The organism is Pseudomonas paracarnis (genome assembly GCF_904063055.1).
GTDB lineage: Bacteria > Pseudomonadota > Gammaproteobacteria > Pseudomonadales > Pseudomonadaceae > Aquipseudomonas > Aquipseudomonas paracarnis.
This window is the reverse complement of sequence record NZ_CAJFCN010000008.1, coordinates 200,466-217,476: the sequence shown is the minus strand read 5'-3', so window position 1 is coordinate 217,476 and position 17,011 is coordinate 200,466. Positions and strand designations below refer to the sequence as shown.

Sequence of the window (17,011 nt, the reverse complement as noted above, 5' to 3'; positions counted from 1 at the left end):
GCGTCACAAGAGGCATTCCCACGCGGAGCGTGGGAACGATCAGCGGTGTGGGTTATTTTTCGCGAATCGAGAAGTTCGCCATATGCTCCAGGCCCTTGATCAGCGCCGAGTGGTCCCAGTTACCGCCGCCAATTGCCGTGCAGGTGCTGAACACTTGCTGGGTGCCGGCGGTGTTCGGCAGGTTGATCCCCAGTTCCTTGGCACCAGCCAGCGCCAGGTTCAGGTCCTTCTGGTGCAGGTTGATGCGGAAACCCGGATCGAAGGTGCCCTTGATCATGCGCTCGCCGTGCACTTCCAGGATCTTCGACGATGCAAAGCCACCCATCAGCGCTTCACGCACTTTGGCCGGGTCGGCGCCGTTTTTGGAGGCGAACAACAACGCTTCGGCCACCGCCTGGATGTTCAGCGCGACGATGATCTGGTTGGCCACCTTGGCGGTCTGGCCATCGCCATTGCCGCCTACCAGGGTGATGTTTTTGCCCATGCTCTGGAACAGCGGCAACGCGCGTTCGAACGTGTGCGGTTCGCCGCCGACCATGATGCTCAAGGTGCCGGCCTTGGCACCGACTTCACCACCGGACACCGGTGCGTCCAGGTACTGCGCGCCGGCCTGGTTGACCTTGGCGGCGAATGCTTTGGTCGCAGTAGGGGAGATCGAGCTCATGTCGATCACCACCTTGTTCGGTGACAGGCCCGCAGCCACGCCGTCGGCGCGAAACAGCACGTCATCGACTTGAGGGGTGTCGGGCACCATGACGATGATGAACTCGGCTTCCTGGGCCACTTGTTGCGGGTTGGCCAGCGCCACGGCGCCGGCGCTGATCAGTTCAGCCGGAGCCTTGCCGTGATGTTCGGAGAGAAACAGTTGATGGCCTGCTTTCTGCAGGTTGGCGGCCATGGGTTGGCCCATGATGCCGGTGCCGATGAATCCGATTTTAGCCATGATCAAAATCCTCGTTTAATGTGGGAGCTGGCTTGCCTGCGATGGCATCACCTGGGTATGCCTGATACAGCGAGGTGTCCGCATCGCTGGCAAGCCAGCTCCCACATTGTTTTGTGTTGTGTCAGTTGTCAGATGGCGTTATGGGTTTTGAGCCAGCCCAAACCCGCCTCGGTAGTGGTCAACGGCTTGTACTCACAGCCGACCCAACCCGCGTAACCAATGCGGTCCAGATGCTCGAACAGGAAGCGGTAGTTGATCTCACCGGTACCTGGCTCGTTGCGCCCTGGGTTGTCCGCCAGTTGAATGTGGTTGATCTCGCCCAGGTGCGCCGCCATGGTCCGCGCCAGGTCGCCTTCCATGATTTGCATGTGGTAGATGTCGTATTGCAGGAACAGGTTGGCGCTGCCCACTTGCTCGCGAATCGACAGGGCCTGCGCCGTGTTGTTGAGGTAGAAGCCCGGAATGTCGCGGGTGTTGATCATCTCCATCACCAGCTTGATACCCGCCGCCTGCAGCTTCTCGGCGGCGTACTTGAGGTTGGCGACGAAGGTCTTTTCTACGGTCTCGTCATCAACGCCTTGTGGCCGGATACCCGCCAGGCAGTTGACCTGGGTGTTGCCCAAGACCTGGGCATAGGCGATTGCCAGTTTGACCCCGGCACGGAACTCCTCGACCCGGTCCGGGTGGCAAGCCAGGCCGCGCTCGCCCTTGGCCCAGTCACCGGCTGGCAGGTTGAACAGCACCTGGGTCAGGCCGTTGGCGTCCAGCTGCGCCTTGATATCGGCAGAGCTGAATTCATACGGGAACAGGTACTCCACGCCCTGGAAACCGGCATCGGCAGCCGCTTTGAAGCGGGCAAGGAAATCCTGTTCGGTAAACAACATGGACAGGTTGGCAGCAAAGCGCGGCATAGGGTTCTCCTTAATCGAGCAGGGAAATGGCAGTCGGCGCATCGTTGCCGACCAGGGCCAGATCTTCGAATTCATTGACAGCGTTGATCTCGGTGCCCATGGAAATATTGGTCACCCGTTCCAGAATAATCTCAACGATCACGGGCACCTTGAATTCTTCGATCATCTCTTGGGCGCGGCGCAAGGCAGGTTGGATCTGGCCTGGCTCGAACACACGCAGAGCCTTGCAGCCCAAGCCCTCTGCAACCGCCACATGGTCGACGCCATAGCCGTTGAGTTCGGGGGCGTTGAGGTTGTCGAAGGACAGCTGCACGCAGTAGTCCATCTCGAACCCACGCTGGGCCTGACGGATCAGGCCCAGGTAAGAGTTGTTCACTACCACATGGATGTACGGCAGCTTGAACTGCGCGCCCACCGCCAGTTCTTCGATCATGAACTGGAAGTCATAGTCGCCCGACAAGGCCACCACTTTGCGGCTCGGGTCGGCCTTGACCACGCCCAGCGCTGCGGGAATGGTCCAGCCCAATGGGCCGGCCTGCCCGCAGTTGATCCAGTGGCGGGGCTTGTACACATGCAAGAATTGCGCGCCGGCAATCTGCGACAGGCCGATGGTGCTGACGTAGCAGGTGTCTTTTCCGAACACCTGGTTCATCTCTTCGTACACGCGTTGCGGCTTGACCGGCACATTGTCGAAGTGAGTCTTGCGGTGCAGGGTGGCCTTGCGCTGTTGGCAGTCATGCAACCAGGCACTGCGGTCCTTGAGCTTGCCGGCGGCTTTCCACTCGCGGGCCACTTCAATGAACATCGTCAGCGCGGAGCCGGCGTCAGAAACGATGCCCAGGTCCGGCGTGAACACGCGGCCAATCTGGGTCGGTTCGATGTCGACGTGAATGAATTTACGGCCCTCGGTGTACACCTCGACCGAACCGGTGTGACGGTTGGCCCAGCGGTTGCCGATGCCCAGCACCACGTCCGACTTGAGCATCGTCGCGTTGCCGTAGCGGTGCGAGGTTTGCAGGCCGACCATGCCCACCATCAGCGGATGGTCGTCCGGGATCGTGCCCCAGCCCATCAGGGTCGGGATCACCGGGATGCCGGTCAGCTCAGCGAACTCCACCAGCAGCTCGCTGGCGTCGGCGTTGATCACGCCACCACCGCTCACCAGCAATGGGCGTTCGGCTGCGTCGAGCAGAGCCAGGGCTTTTTCCACTTGCACACGGGTCGCCAGCGGCTTGGCTAGAGGCAGCGGCTGGTAGGCGTCGATGTCGAATTCGATCTCGGCCATCTGTAAGTCGAACGGCAGGTCGATCAACACCGGGCCAGGGCGGCCGGAGCGCATTTCATAGAAGGCTTTCTGGAACGCGTAAGGCACTTGGCCGGGTTCCAGCACCGTGGTTGCCCACTTGGTCACTGGCTTGACGATGCTGGTGATGTCCACGGCCTGGAAGTCTTCCTTGTGCATCCGGGCGCGGGGGGCTTGGCCGGTAATGCACAGGATCGGGATCGAGTCGGCCGAGGCGCTATACAGGCCGGTGACCATGTCGGTACCCGCCGGGCCCGATGTGCCGATGCACACGCCGATATTGCCGGCCTTGGTGCGGGTGTAGCCCTCGGCCATGTGCGAGGCGCCTTCAACGTGGCGAGCAAGGACGTGATCGATGCCACCCACCTTCTGCAAGGCCGAATACAGCGGGTTGATCGCGGCGCCTGGGATACCGAAGGCGGTATCCACACCTTCACGGCGCATCACCAGGACGGCGGCTTCGATTGCTCTCATTTTGCTCATGGTTTTGGTGCCTCTTGCGTTTTGTAATTGTATACAAGTGGTGTCTGTCCAAAGTGTATTCACGGCGAGCTACGTTGGTCAATGCCTTTCGTGAACTGACCTTTGCGTTCGTCGGAAGCGCTTTTTTCGACGTATGGAGTCTTTGTTGAAAAATATTGTATACAAAAACAGATATCATTGTGTTCTATTTGTGTCATCGAGCATCTGATCAAACAGACCTCACCGCGTTACCCATAACAAGATAAGGACGGCACCTATGAGCGCTTTAACCTTGAAACTCGCCACCCAGCTGGCCACCCAGGCCCTTACTGCAGGCCGCACCATTTCGGCTGCGCCACTGACCATCGCCGTGCTCGACAGCGGCGGCCATCTGGTCACCCTGCAACGCGAAGACGGCGCCAGCCTGCTACGCCCGCAAATCGCCATCGGCAAAGCCTGGGGCGCCATTGCCCTGGGCAAGGGTTCACGTTTGCTGGCACTGGACGCCCAACAGCGCCCGGCGTTTATCGCGGCGTTGAACAGTCTGGGTCACGGCAGCGTCGTGCCGGCACCGGGTGGGGTGTTGATTCGGGATCAGAGTGGCATGGTGCTCGGCGCAATTGGGATCAGCGGGGACACGTCCGATATTGACGAGCAGTGTGCGATCACGGCGATAGAGGGGGTGGGGTTGATGGCGGATGCGGGGGTGTCGGCTTGAATCGTTCTGACTGTGAGTAAGCTATCGCAGGCAAGCCAGCTCCCACATTGGCGGTGTTCACAAATCCAACTGTGTGAATCCAATCAGTGTGGGAGCTGGCTTGCCTGCGATGCAGTCGACTCGGTCTACAGTCAAACCCAAATAGCATCCCACAGCGGATAGTCGCCAAACTTCTTTACCAGCCCAGCCCTGAGTGGATTAGCTACGATGTAGCGTGCAATCCCCTCAAGGCTTTCCTCTCGACGCACGGCATGATCATGAAAGCCCGGCTGCCAGAGGCGACCTTGGCGGCCAGCCACCGCATTCACAATTCGGGTGCTCTTGGACTTCACTTGTCGCATCAAGTCGGCAAGCGAACCTTTCTCCAGAGCAACAAGCCAATGGAAATGATCAGGCATTACTACCCAGGCCAATGAGGTTGCGAGCCCTTTATATTGAACGATTCTGAATTGGTGTACGACCAGACGGCCAAGTCTGAAGTCGCTGAAGATGGGCTCACGTTCAAGGGTGTTGGTGGTGAGCAGGTAAATGCGGTTGGATTCGTTATAGCGGCCGATGCGCAGGCGTTTTGAAGCAGGTAGATCAGGCATTCCTTGGCCTCTCTTCAGATGGTGTTCTGAGAGGCTAGACTGAGGGGCGAAGGCTGATCGGCAGGCTTTTAGCAGGATGTGTCTGGATGGGCGCTATCGCGGGCAAGCCCGCTCCCACAGGGGATTATGACCAATTTACATTTTGTGTCCCGCGCAAATCCGTGTGGGAGCTGGCTTGCCTGCGATAGCCTCTGCGCGGTCTATCAATCCGGCTCACACCCCTTGAGCACCAACCGAATGATCGTCTGCGCCGCCGCCTCATAATCGGCCTCATCCAGCTTGGCCTTGCCGGTTACCGCCGAGATCTGCCAGTCGAAATCGGCATAGGTCTGGGTGGCTGCCCAGATGCTGAACATCAGGTGGTTGGGGTCAATTGCTGCGATCAGGCCACGGTCAACCCAGCTCTGGATGCAGTCGATATTGTGCTTGGCCTGGGCATTGAGCTGTTCAACCTGGTCGGTGCTCAGGTGTGGGGCGCCGTGCATGATTTCGCTGGCGAACACCTTGGAGGCGAACGGCAGGTCGCGGGAGATGCGGATTTTGGAGCGGATGTAGTTGCTCAATACTTCCTTGGGCTCGCCTTCGGGGTTGAACGGCGTGGAGGCGGCCAGGATCGGCTCGATAATGCTTTCGAGCACCTCGCGGTAAAGGTTGTCCTTGGATTTGAAGTAGTAATAGACGTTGGGCTTGGGCAGCCCGGCCTTGGCGGCGATGTCGCTGGTTTTGGTCGCGGCGAAGCCCTTGTCGGCAAACTCCTCGCTCGCCGCCCGCAGGATTTTTTCTTTGTTGCGCTCGCGAATGCTGCTCATAAACCAGACGTTTCCTTGCCATGACAGGCGGTTGCGCATGGTAGCACCGGCCATCCGCAAGCCTCAACAATCTGCCCGCAACGCCTTGCGCCGCGCTATGCTCGCGCCATCTCTCTCTAACGGAAGTTCGGTTCATGGCAGGAAGCAGCTTGTTGGTGTTGATCGACGATATCGCGGCGGTACTCGATGACGTCGCGCTGATGACAAAAATGGCCGCCAAGAAGACATCGGGCGTGCTGGGCGATGACCTTGCACTGAACGCCCAGCAGGTCTCCGGCGTGCGGGCCGAGCGGGAAATTCCCGTGGTGTGGGCGGTGGCCAAGGGTTCGTTTATCAACAAGTTGATCCTGGTGCCGACGGCCCTGTTGATCAGCGCCTTTGCTCCGTGGGCGGTGATACCACTGTTGATGCTTGGCGGTGCCTATCTGTGTTTCGAGGGCTTCGAAAAACTCGCGCACAAATTCCTGCACAGCAAGGCTGAAGATCAAGCAGAACACGCGCAGTTGGCTGAAGCGGTGGCCGATCCGGCAACCGATCTGGTGGCGTTCGAGAAAGACAAGATCAAGGGTGCCATCCGCACCGACTTCATTCTGTCCGCCGAAATCATTGCCATCACCCTCGGCATTGTCGCCGACGCGCAGCTCACACAGCAGGTGATTGTGCTGTCGGGTATCGCCATTGTCATGACCATCGGCGTATATGGATTGGTGGCTGGTATCGTCAAGCTCGACGACCTGGGGCTGTGGCTGACGCAGAAGCCGGGCCAGGTGGCACGCAGTATTGGCGGCGCGATTCTGAGTGCGGCGCCGTACATGATGAAGAGCTTGTCGGTGATCGGCACGGCGGCGATGTTTATGGTCGGTGGTGGCATTCTCACCCATGGCGTGCCCGTGGTGCACCACTGGATCGAGACGGTGAGCCAAAGCACAGGGGCGCTGGCGTGGCTGATGCCGACGTTGCTGAATGCGGTGGCGGGGATTATTGCCGGTGGGGTGGTTCTGGTATTGCTCACCTTAGTGACCAAGCTCTGGGTTGTTTTAAAATCCAAACCATAACGTGCCCATGCTTTCTCAAAACAAGCAGTGCCAGGCGGCGCTGCTTGTTTTTCAGCTAACAGCGCTTCACTTAATGAAAGACATCGTAACCGTGATCGGCAAAATTCAGTAGAAGCCTTGCCTCGGAACCCTCGGTCGTCAGATGCTCAGTGGTCAGCCTGTTATAGTACAAGCGAGGCAAGGCGCTGCTCATCCCGTTAATCATTTGGTCGCCCACTGTCGAATTGTTTCCTCCTAGGCTATCGATATATTCAAGCACTCGCTCCGCATTCGCGGCGATATCAGCGCGCTCACTGTCGCTGAGGCTGGGATCGTTCCAATTGCCTCCAACCTTATCGTAGAAATCGTCGATCCTGTGTTCTTCAAGCCGCGCTGCATAGGGGTTTGTGAATGGATCCAGGTGAGCGGACGTCGGCATTTTATCGGCGGGCAATGGTGTAAGCAGATTGTCGAACAAGGGGTTTTTGGTGATTTCGTCTACGGTCCGATAATCGCCAGCTGCCCGGCCGGTGTTTTCGGTTGGGGCTTGCAGTTTCGGCATACCAAACTGTTGTGCAATGGCGTCTATCGAGCCAGCCGCCAAATTCAAGGTGTTCGGAATGAACATGATGTGTCCTTTTGAAGAAGTTTAATCAGGAATACCTCGGCGGCCTTGGGTGAGCCGCCGGGTCAGTACCTGTGTGTAAACTTTCATTCAAGAGGTTCCACTGTTTTCGCCGTCTGGCGGTGATCAGTGGCTCAAAGTGTGACGATAGATGGCGTTTACAGGATTGAGGCCAAGGCCATTGCGATGACCTTGGCTTTGGTCAATGACGTTTACTCGGCAATCTGCAATTTGCGCGATTCCGTATAGATATACCGCACCTTCTCATACTCGAACGGCGAGTTCATCTGGCCGTAGCGGAAGCTGGTCTGGTAGCGCTTGTCCACGGCGCGCAGGGCCCAGACTTCCGGATGGTTGGAGCTGACTTCGGATACGTTGAGGAAGTTGATCTGCGATTCGGCGCTGTAGTCCACCAGCAAGCCGGTGGTGTCACGCAGGTTCGACGGGCCAAAGATCGGCAACACCACATAGGCGCCGCCCGGTACGCCGTAGAAGCCCAGAGTCTGGCCGAAGTCTTCGCTCTGGCGCGGCAGGCCCATGGCGGTAGCCGGGTCCCACAGGCCGGCGATGCCAATGGTGGTATTGACCAGCAGGCGCCCGGTGGTTTCCAGCGAGCGGTGGCCCTTGAGCTGCAACAAGCTGTTCATCAGGTTGGGCACATCGCCCAGATTGTTGAAGAAGTTGCTCACGCCGGTGCGCAGGAAGCTCGGCGTGACGTAGCGGTAACCGTTTACTACCGGCAGGAATACCCACTGGTCGAAGCGATAGTTGAAGTGGTACACGCGGCGGTTCCACGACTCCAGTGGGTCGTAGACGTTAAGCGCGGTGAGCGTGGAGCGTTCGAACTCACGCTGGTCCAAGCCTGGGTTGAACTTGAGCTTGGTCAGCGGCTCCTTGAAGCCGTCGGCATCGACCTTGACGGGTTCTTGGGCCTTGCTGTTGTCGGCATTGGCCACGCCTGCGCACATCAGTGCGGCGAGCAGCAGAAGATATTTAGCCACGGAAGAACTCCAGCATGGCGTCGGCGTTGACGCGGTAATTGAGGTTGCCGCAATGGCCGCCCAGCGGGTAGACGGTCAAGCGATCGCCGAAGGTTTTACGCAGGAAGCCCAGGTCGCCAGGGCCGAGGATTACATCGTCGGCGTTATGCATCACGGCAATTTTCGGGCTGTCGCGCAGGTAGTCCTTGAGGGCGTAGAGGCTGACCTGGTCGATCAGTTGCAGCAGGCTGCCGCCATCGGAACGCGCGCGCCACATCGGGATCACTTGTTCGGTGAGGTAGCAGTCGAAGTCACACTGCAGGGCACGCTTGAGGAACGGCGTGAGGCTGGTGCCTTCGGTGATCGGGTATTTGGGTGGAATGATCAGGCCGCGGCGGTTGATCAAGTCCGAAGTGAACGCAATGTCAGCGGCCGAGAAGCGGAACGAGGTGCCGATCAGCATGGCCATCTGTTCATTGCTCAGGTGCTGCTTGGACTGCTGGAAGTCATAGAGCAAGGCATCGTTGAGGTCGATGTAGCCTTTCTGCTGGAAGTAACGCGTCAGTTTGCTCAGCACCAACTCATAGAAGGTGGTGCTGTTGTTGATGCCCTTAACCTCGGTCTGTACCAGCTTGTCGAGGTTGGTGATCGAGGTGTAGAGGTTGACCGGCGGGTTGAGCAGCAGCACTTTCTTGAAGTTGAAGCTACGGCGGGTCTCATCCAGCTTGCTGACAAACGCCGCATCCAGGGCGCCCAGGCTGTAACCGGTGAGGTAGAAATCAGTCACTTGCAACGAGGCGTTCTGCGCGCGTACGGCTTGCATCACGCGGTACATGTCTTCGGCGTCTTCCTGGGTGATGCCCGGGGTGGCGAAGCGCGAAGCGGCGCTGATGAAATCGAAGCTGGTTGGCGAGGAGAGCTGCACCACATGGTAGCCGGCCTGGTAATACAGCTTTTTCAGGTATTCATTGATGCTGCTATCAAAGCGTGCACCGGTGCCGGCGATCAGGAAGATCAAAGGCGCAGCACGGTCCTGCTTGGCAATGCGGTAAGTGAGTTTCTTCACCGCCCAGAAATTGTCCGGCAGGCTGAACTCGCGCTCGGGGCGCATCGTCAGGGTGTAGTCGGACTGGTTGATCTCGTCATCTGTCGGCAGGGTTGGCCGCAGATCGGGAGGCGTGGTGGCGATGGTTGCTTCGAACGGGTTGGTCAAAGGGTAGCCATAGCTGGCTTGGTCGATATCGACGGCCAGTGCTGACGCACTCAAAAATAGGCTGCCCAGCAAGGCAGCACAGCGCAAGGAACGGAGCATGACTTAATCCCTAAGAGGAACGGGCTGAATGAAGTTCGCAGGCTATGACCACCGCCTTGTCACCGAAGTGCCAGCACTCGGCACGAAAAGTCGGAAAAAACGTCGGAATCGGGGTAATAGTAGCGAGACGATACACTTTGCCATGCTTTGTTGAACAGATATCTGTGCGAACACCTTGCTAACGGCCGCCGTGGGATTAAGCTGGGCGCCGTTTTTGCCTATCGGAGTGCCCCATGTCCCGTCGTTTGCCGTTGATTCTGCTGCTTATTGCCTTGCCGTTATGGCTGGCCGCCAGTTATGCCGCACGCTACGGCTTCATGGAGGATGGGCAGTGGGTTGGCATCTGTGCTGATGAGGCCAGTCGCTGGGAATGCCAGGTGCGTTCGAACCTGGGTTTGATGATCCATTTCAAGCTGCTGGGGTGGGCGGCGTTGATCACCTCGGTGCTGGGCTTTTTTGTACCGGGGCGTGCGGGATGGGCGTTGGCGGTGGTGGGCTTGGTGTTCGGGTTGCCGGCGCTGGCGTTGTACAACACGACGTTTGCGGTGTTTGCGGTGGTGATTGCGGGGTTGCGGTTGGTCAGGAAGCCGCGCGGCGCCTGATGTGGCCTCAGCGCAGGCAAGCCAGCTCCCACATTTGACCGTGCTCACAGATAGAAATGTGTGAACCCAATCAACTGTAGGAGCTGGCTTGCCTGCGATAGCGGTGTTACGCCTTGCGCACTCGCAAGCAACGCCACAAAGCCGCAACCATCAGCACGCTGACCACTGCCCAACCCCAGGCCTGCTGGTTCAACAGCCCTTCACGGTACAACTGCGGCGCAACGCCGGCACCGATGATAAAGGCCAGCAACGCAATCTCCCGACGTGGTCCGGTCACCGGGCGTACCAGGTACACCAGGGCCGGCAACACCAGCGCCGCGCTTGGGAAGCTGCGATAGCGCGGGTCAAACACCAGCGCTAGCATCATCACCGCACCGGCAAACCCGGCGATTGCCATCAGCCAGCCCGCGCGTTGCTCCAGCCAGCTGAACCCGCGCTCACGCCAGCCTTCCCGTGCGCTGAGGGCGAGTGCGGCGTGGGCCAGCACCAGCAAGTTCAACATCACCAGCAAGCCTGCCCATACCCATTCATCGCTGAAGCGCGCGGTAACGCGGGTCAGTTCGGCCCAACTGCCGATGGAGCACGCTGCGACGGCCCCTAGCAACGGCAGTATTAATGCAGAGCGAGTGCTGCGAACGCGGCCGCCGAGCACCAGGGTGCCAAGCAGGATGAGCCCGCCGACGCCCAGCCACAGCCGCCAGTAGGGCACATTGGTCACCGGGCCGGCGAGGATACCTTTGTCCTGACGGTCTGCATCGAACAGCCCCCAGTAACCACCCACAGCCCCTTCACTCGCACGTTTCCATGGCTGGTCAAAGGCTTCGATCAGGTTGTAGCGCCAGCCATTGGCTTCGGCCATGGCCACGAAGCCGCGCATGAACCTGGCCTCATTGACCCGGCTGGGCACGGCGGTTTCGCGCTGTCGGCCTTCGCTGGGCCAGCCGGTTTCGCCGATCACGATGTCCTTGGGCGCGAATTTATGGCCGAAGGTCTGGCGCACATCGCCCACGTGCTTGAGCGCCTGGTCGATGCCGGACGGCTCATCTTCCCAATACGGCAACAGGTGAATGGTCAGGAAGTCCACCGCCGGCTCGATTTCCGGGTGTTGCAACCAGAACTCCCAGACATCGGCATAGGTGACGGGCTGCTTGATCTGGCTTTTAACCTGATGGATCAGCGCCACCAGTTGCTTGGCAGTAACTTCCTTGCGCAGCAGGGCTTCGTTGCCGACGATCACCGAGGTCACTACATCCGGGCTAGCGTTGGCCGCCGCGATCAACTCGTTGATCTCTTTTTCGGTCGCCACAGGGTCGCTGCTGACCCAGGCCCCGGCCATCACTTTCAACCCATGCTTGCGCGCCATGTCCGGCAGGGCCTCCAGGCCGGTCATGGAATAGGTGCGAATGCATTCAAAGCGCGTAGCCAGTAGCGCCAGGTCGGCGTCCATGCGCTCGGGGCGCAGCGTGAACGGTTGGTCGAATGGGGACTGGTCTTTGTCGAACGGTGTGTAGGACGCACATTGCAGCTTATGGCTGGCGCTGGCGACGTCTGGCAACACCACGGGCCGGCCGAGGCCGTACCAGTAGCCGACAAGGGCAAGCACGCCGAGGATCAAGGCGAAGAAATAGGGCAGGGCAGGGAAGCGGGCAGTCGCGGGCATGGTCGGCTTATCTGGGGGAGCAAAGGCGCGCATCTTACCCGGATTTGCCGCAGCCCAGTGCGGCTGCATAATTTTGACATGCAAACTTCGGGCGGGATTCTGGCGATAACGCCTACAAAGCGTCCTGCTGGCGATGTGATGTCGTTTCCTGCTCAACCAAGGTCGCTGACAGAGCAGGGCAAATGCCTACGCAGGTTGAAGATAAAACTGTCAGTACTCCACTGATGCCTCAGCAACCGGATCGATGCGCGTGAAGGGGGCGCGGTGCACCCTATAACAACAGTTTGACGTCGCTCGGCATCCGTCGGGCGCAGCACTTTCGGGGAAGTACTATGAAGATGCGACGACTCTTGGGCGCAGCTGCCACTCTGGTAGTTGCGATGGGCTCCACACTGGCCAGTGCCGACAGCAAGACCCTGAGCATCGGCTACGTGGACGGCTGGTCCGACAGCGTGGCCACCACTCATGTGGCGGCAGAGGTGAACAAGCAAAAACTCGGCTACGACGTAAAACTGCAAGCGGTTGCCACCGGGATCATGTGGCAGGGCGTTGCCACTGGCAAACTCGATGCCATGCTCTCCGCCTGGCTGCCGGTGACCCACGGGGAATACTGGACCAAGAACAAGGACAAGGTGGTCGACTACGGCCCCAACTTCAAGGACGCCAAGATCGGCCTGATCGTGCCGGAGTACGTCAAGGCCAAGTCCATCGAAGACCTCAAGACCGACACCACCTTCAAGAACAAGATCGTCGGCATCGACGCCGGTTCAGGCGTAATGCTCAAGACCGACGAAGCCATCAAGCAATATGGCCTGGACTACAAACTGCAAGCCAGCTCGGGTGCGGCGATGATTGCCGAACTGACCCGCGCCGAAGACAAGCAGGAGTCGATTGCGGTCACCGGTTGGGTACCGCACTGGATGTTCGCCAAGTGGAAACTGCGTTTCCTGGACGACCCAAAAGGGATTTATGGTGCTGCTGAAACCGTCAACAGCATCGGCAGCAAGGGCCTGGAGAAGAAAGCGCCGGAAGTCGCAGCCTTCCTGAAGAAATTCCAGTGGGCCTCCAAGGATGAAATCGGTGAAGTCATGCTGGCGATTCAAGAAGGCGCCAAGCCGGACGCCGCGGCCAAGGACTGGGTAGCCAAGCACCCCGAGCGCGTTGCCGAATGGACCGCTAAATAAAAGCCACCGATGCAATCCTGTGGGAGGGGGCTTGCTCCCGAAAGTGGTGTGCCAGTCACAGATTTTTGACTGGCACACCACTTTCGGGAGCAAGCCCCCTCCCACATTCGTTTTGCACTGACTCAAATCTTCCTGCGCCCCAGCAATCCCTCGCTACACTCGATCTACTACTAAGGTCGTCTGGAACCCATTGCGCAGCCGCATACAGTGGATACGTTCCAAAATAATAAAAAGCTGTGCTGCGAGGATAAAAACAATGAACGACAGCATTTACCTCTCGATTCAAAACAGCCCGCGTTTCAAGGAGCTGGTCAGGAAAAGGGAAAGGTTCGCCTGGATTCTCTCGGCGATCATGCTAGGGCTTTACTCCGCTTTCATCCTGTTGATCGCCTACGGGCCACAAGTGCTGGGGGCCAAGATCAGCCCCGGTTCCTCGATTACCTGGGGCATTCCCCTGGGCGTCGGGCTGATTGTGTCGGCCTTCATTCTCACCGGTATCTACGTGCGTCGGGCCAACGGCGAATTTGACGACCTGAACAATGCGATTCTCAAGGAGGCTGCGCAATGATCCGGCGTCTATTGGCTCTATTCGGTGCTTCGCTGTTGGCTCCGGCCGTTTGGGCGGCGGACGCATTGACCGGTGAAGTGCACAAGCAACCGCTGAACATCTCGGCCATTGTGATGTTCGTCGCGTTTGTCGGCGCCACCCTGTGCATCACTTATTGGGCGTCCAAGCGCAACAAGTCGGCGGCGGACTACTATGCGGCGGGCGGCAAGATCACCGGTTTCCAGAACGGTCTGGCGATTGCCGGTGACTACATGTCGGCGGCGTCCTTCCTGGGGATTTCCGCGCTGGTGTTCACCTCCGGCTACGACGGCTTGATCTACTCGATCGGCTTCCTTGTGGGCTGGCCGATCATTCTGTTCCTGATCGCCGAGCGCTTGCGTAACCTGGGCAAATACACCTTTGCCGACGTGGCGTCCTATCGCCTGGGGCAAACCCAGATCCGCAGCCTGTCGGCGTGTGGCTCGCTGGTGGTGGTGGCGTTCTACCTGATCGCGCAGATGGTCGGCGCGGGCAAGCTGATCCAGCTGCTGTTTGGCCTTGATTACCATGTGGCGGTGATCCTGGTGGGTATCCTGATGTGCCTGTACGTGCTGTTCGGCGGCATGTTGGCGACCACCTGGGTGCAGATCATCAAGGCGGTGCTGTTGCTGTCCGGTGCCTCGTTCATGGCGCTGATGGTGATGAAGCACGTCAACTTCGATTTCAACATGCTGTTCTCCGAGGCGATCAAGGTTCACCCCAAAGGTGAGGCGATCATGAGCCCCGGCGGCCTGGTGAAAGACCCGATCTCGGCATTCTCCCTGGGCCTGGCACTGATGTTCGGTACCGCTGGCCTGCCGCACATCCTGATGCGCTTTTTCACGGTAAGCGACGCCAAGGAAGCGCGTAAGAGCGTGCTGTACGCAACCGGCTTCATCGGCTACTTCTATATCCTGACCTTTATCATCGGCTTCGGCGCGATCCTTTTGGTCAGCACCAACCCGGCGTTCAAGGATGCAGCGGGCGCCTTGCTCGGCGGTAACAACATGGCGGCGGTGCACCTGGCCAACGCGGTGGGTGGCAGTATCTTCCTGGGCTTCATCTCGGCCGTGGCGTTTGCCACCATCCTGGCGGTGGTTGCCGGCTTGACCCTGGCGGGTGCTTCGGCGGTGTCCCATGACCTGTATGCCAGCGTGATCAAGAAGGGCAAGGCCAACGAGAAAGATGAGATTCGCGTGTCGAAGATCACTACCGTAGCCTTGGGTGTATTGGCCATCGGCCTGGGTATCCTGTTCGAAAGCCAGAACATCGCGTTCATGGTCGGCCTGGCGTTCTCCATCGCCGCCAGCTGTAACTTCCCGGTGCTGCTGCTTTCCATGTACTGGAAAAACCTCACCACCCGTGGTGCCATGATTGGCGGCTGGCTGGGCTTGATCAGCGCCGTGGGCCTGATGATCCTCGGTCCGACCATCTGGGTGTCGATCCTGCACCATGAACAGGCGATCTTCCCGTACGAGTACCCGGCGCTGTTCTCGATGATCATTGCGTTCGTCGGCATCTGGTTCTTCTCCATCACCGACAAGTCGGCGGCGGCAGAGAAAGAGCGTGCGCTGTACTTCCCGCAGTTCGTGCGTTCGCAGACTGGCCTTGGGGCGAGTGGGGCGGTTAATCACTAAGTCGTCAGTTGCATAAGAGATACCCTGGTCGCAAGGCCGGGGTATTTTTTTTCCTGGGCTGGCCTCATCGCGGGCAAGCCCGGCTCCCACACTGGGTCGTGTCCTTTTGTTGGAATGCGGTCCAATGTGGGAGCTGGCTTGCCTGCGATGACGGTAGATCAGGCCACACCAACAAAAACGGCCTCCACTAAGGGAGGCCGTTCTCAATGCAGCTAAGCAGTTGAATGCTTACTTGCGGTCTTCCAGCTTGGTGATGTCACGCGACTCGTAGCCGGTGTACAGCTGGCGCGGGCGGCCAATCTTGTACGGGCTGGAGAGCATTTCTTTCCAGTGGGAGATCCAGCCCACGGTCCGCGCCAGGGCGAAGATCACGGTGAACATGCTGGTTGGAATGCCGATCGCCTTGAGGATGATCCCCGAGTAGAAGTCGACGTTCGGGTACAGAGAACGTTCGATGAAGTACGGGTCGGTCAGGGCGATCTCTTCCAGGCGCATGGCCAGTTCGAGTTGCGGATCGTTCTTGATGCCCAGTTCCTTCAACACTTCGTCGCAGGTCTGCTTCATGACAGTAGCGCGCGGGTCGCGGTTCTTGTAGACCCGGTGACCGAAGCCCATCAACTTGAACGGATCGTTCTTGTCCTTGGCCTTGGCGATGAAGGTGTCGATGTTGGACACATCGCCGATTTCATCGAGCATGGTCAATACGGCTTCGTTCGCACCGCCGTGGGCAGGGCCCCACAGTGCGGCGATGCCGGCGGCAATACAGGCGAACGGGTTGGCACCCGAAGAGCCCGCCAGGCGCACAGTAGAGGTGGAAGCGTTCTGCTCGTGGTCGGCGTGGAGGATGAAGATCCGGTCCATGGCCTTGGCGAGCACCGGGCTGATCGGTTTGATCTCGCACGGGGTGTTGAACATCATGTGCAGGAAGTTTTCCGCGTACGTCAGGTCGTTGCGCGGGTACATCATGGGTTGGCCCATGGAGTACTTGTAAACCATTGCGGCCAGGGTAGGCATCTTGGCAACCAGGCGGATCGCGGAAATTTCGCGATGCTGCGGGTTATTGATGTCCAGGGAGTCGTGATAGAAGGCCGACAGGGCGCCTACTACACCGCACATGACGGCCATCGGGTGGGCGTCGCGACGGAAGCCGTTGAAGAAGGTCTTCAACTGCTCGTGAACCATGGTGTGGTTCTTCACGGTGCTGACGAACTGGGCTTTCTGCTCGGCTGTTGGCAATTCGCCATTTAGCAGCAGGTAGCAGGTTTCCAGGTAGTCCGACTTTTCAGCCAGTTGCTCAATCGGGTAGCCGCGATGAAGCAGAATGCCATTGTCACCATCGATATAGGTGATCTTCGACTCGCAGGAAGCGGTCGACATGAAGCCTGGGTCGAAAGTAAAACGGCCCGTGGCCGTCAGGCCCCGTACGTCGATAACATCGGGACCAACGGTGCCGGTTAAAATGGGCAGCTCGACGGGGGCTGCGCCCTCGATGATCAACTGCGCTTTTTTGTCAGCCATGTGGCCTCCTATTTATGCTTCAAATCATCAGACAGACCCCCCACGCAGGGCCCGCACCACTATATTGATATAAATCCAGATGTCAATTTGCCTAAAGTCTTGCGCCAGAAGGCTTTAACCGTACTTTTTCGTCGAAA

Annotated in this window: 16 protein-coding genes; 6 read left to right on the top strand and 10 right to left on the bottom strand. The window is 58.8% G+C overall.

Features of this window, described 5'->3' with window-relative positions:
* Nucleotides 1-52: 52 nt before the first annotated feature.
* The 3 genes from JMV15_RS18635 to gcl form a co-directional block, all read right to left on the bottom strand.
* On the bottom strand, nt 53-943 hold the full coding sequence (locus JMV15_RS18635) for a 2-hydroxy-3-oxopropionate reductase (RefSeq protein WP_020302585.1): 891 nt from the start codon (nt 941-943) through the stop codon (nt 53-55).
* Nucleotides 944-1,071: 128 nt separating this feature from the next.
* Nucleotides 1,072-1,854, bottom strand: a complete 783-nt coding sequence (gene hyi / locus JMV15_RS18630) for a hydroxypyruvate isomerase (RefSeq protein ID WP_014717718.1) — start codon at nt 1,852-1,854, stop codon at nt 1,072-1,074.
* Nucleotides 1,855-1,864: 10 nt separating this feature from the next.
* Complete coding sequence (gcl, locus tag JMV15_RS18625; RefSeq protein WP_201491850.1) at nt 1,865-3,640, bottom strand: glyoxylate carboligase; 1,776 nt, start codon at nt 3,638-3,640, stop codon at nt 1,865-1,867.
* A 256-nt stretch (nt 3,641-3,896) separates the two neighbouring features.
* On the opposite strand from gcl, the gene JMV15_RS18620 reads away from it, so the two are divergent.
* Entirely contained in the window at nt 3,897-4,337 is a 441-nt protein-coding gene (locus tag JMV15_RS18620; protein ID WP_014717719.1) for a GlcG/HbpS family heme-binding protein, read from the top strand.
* A gap of 131 nt (nt 4,338-4,468) precedes the next feature.
* Here JMV15_RS18620 and JMV15_RS18615 read toward each other — a convergent pair whose 3' ends face one another.
* Nucleotides 4,469-4,927 (bottom strand): REP-associated tyrosine transposase, encoded by a 459-nt coding sequence (locus JMV15_RS18615; protein WP_014717720.1) that lies wholly within the window; start codon nt 4,925-4,927, stop codon nt 4,469-4,471.
* A 203-nt stretch (nt 4,928-5,130) separates the two neighbouring features.
* The gene (locus tag JMV15_RS18610; RefSeq protein WP_014717721.1) at nt 5,131-5,736 is read right to left on the bottom strand and encodes a TetR/AcrR family transcriptional regulator; all 606 of its coding nucleotides are present in this window, start codon (nt 5,734-5,736) and stop codon (nt 5,131-5,133) included.
* Between the two features lie 134 nt (nt 5,737-5,870).
* Here JMV15_RS18610 and JMV15_RS18605 point away from each other — a divergent pair, with 134 nt between their 5' ends.
* The gene (locus JMV15_RS18605) at nt 5,871-6,791 is read left to right on the top strand and encodes a DUF808 domain-containing protein (protein WP_014717722.1); all 921 of its coding nucleotides are present in this window, start codon (nt 5,871-5,873) and stop codon (nt 6,789-6,791) included.
* 70 nt (nt 6,792-6,861) lie between these two features.
* Here the strand turns inward: JMV15_RS18605 and JMV15_RS18600 are convergent, their stop codons facing one another.
* The 3 genes from JMV15_RS18600 to JMV15_RS18590 form a co-directional block, all read right to left on the bottom strand.
* Complete coding sequence (locus JMV15_RS18600; RefSeq protein ID WP_019820397.1) at nt 6,862-7,398, bottom strand: hypothetical protein; 537 nt, start codon at nt 7,396-7,398, stop codon at nt 6,862-6,864.
* Between the two features lie 209 nt (nt 7,399-7,607).
* Entirely contained in the window at nt 7,608-8,396 is a 789-nt protein-coding gene (locus JMV15_RS18595; protein WP_014717723.1) for an MlaA family lipoprotein, read from the bottom strand.
* A complete protein-coding gene (locus tag JMV15_RS18590; RefSeq protein WP_038449576.1) occupies nt 8,389-9,687 on the bottom strand; it encodes a serine/threonine protein kinase in 1,299 nt (432 codons plus the stop codon). The genes JMV15_RS18595 and JMV15_RS18590 overlap by 8 nt, the downstream gene beginning before the upstream one ends.
* A 233-nt stretch (nt 9,688-9,920) precedes the next feature.
* Between JMV15_RS18590 and JMV15_RS18585 the strand changes: the two genes are divergently transcribed.
* Nucleotides 9,921-10,289, top strand: a complete 369-nt coding sequence (locus tag JMV15_RS18585) for a hypothetical protein (protein WP_014717724.1) — start codon at nt 9,921-9,923, stop codon at nt 10,287-10,289.
* A gap of 106 nt (nt 10,290-10,395) precedes the next feature.
* Here the strand turns inward: JMV15_RS18585 and JMV15_RS18580 are convergent, their stop codons facing one another.
* Complete coding sequence (locus JMV15_RS18580) at nt 10,396-11,949, bottom strand: glycoside hydrolase family 17 protein (protein ID WP_014717725.1); 1,554 nt, start codon at nt 11,947-11,949, stop codon at nt 10,396-10,398.
* Between the two features lie 332 nt (nt 11,950-12,281).
* Between JMV15_RS18580 and JMV15_RS18575 the strand changes: the two genes are divergently transcribed.
* From JMV15_RS18575 to JMV15_RS18565, 3 genes are all read left to right on the top strand, one after another.
* Nucleotides 12,282-13,133, top strand: coding sequence for a glycine betaine ABC transporter substrate-binding protein (locus tag JMV15_RS18575; protein ID WP_201491848.1), 852 nt, complete (start codon nt 12,282-12,284; stop codon nt 13,131-13,133).
* A 256-nt stretch (nt 13,134-13,389) separates the two neighbouring features.
* Nucleotides 13,390-13,701 (top strand): DUF485 domain-containing protein, encoded by a 312-nt coding sequence (locus JMV15_RS18570; RefSeq protein WP_003190001.1) that lies wholly within the window; start codon nt 13,390-13,392, stop codon nt 13,699-13,701.
* Nucleotides 13,698-15,356 (top strand): cation acetate symporter, encoded by a 1,659-nt coding sequence (locus JMV15_RS18565; protein WP_038449578.1) that lies wholly within the window; start codon nt 13,698-13,700, stop codon nt 15,354-15,356. The genes JMV15_RS18570 and JMV15_RS18565 overlap by 4 nt, the downstream gene beginning before the upstream one ends.
* A 228-nt stretch (nt 15,357-15,584) precedes the next feature.
* On the opposite strand, the gene gltA is transcribed toward JMV15_RS18565, so the two are convergent.
* Nucleotides 15,585-16,874 (bottom strand): citrate synthase, encoded by a 1,290-nt coding sequence (gene gltA, locus JMV15_RS18560; protein WP_014717728.1) that lies wholly within the window; start codon nt 16,872-16,874, stop codon nt 15,585-15,587.
* Nucleotides 16,875-17,011 lie beyond the last annotated feature (137 nt).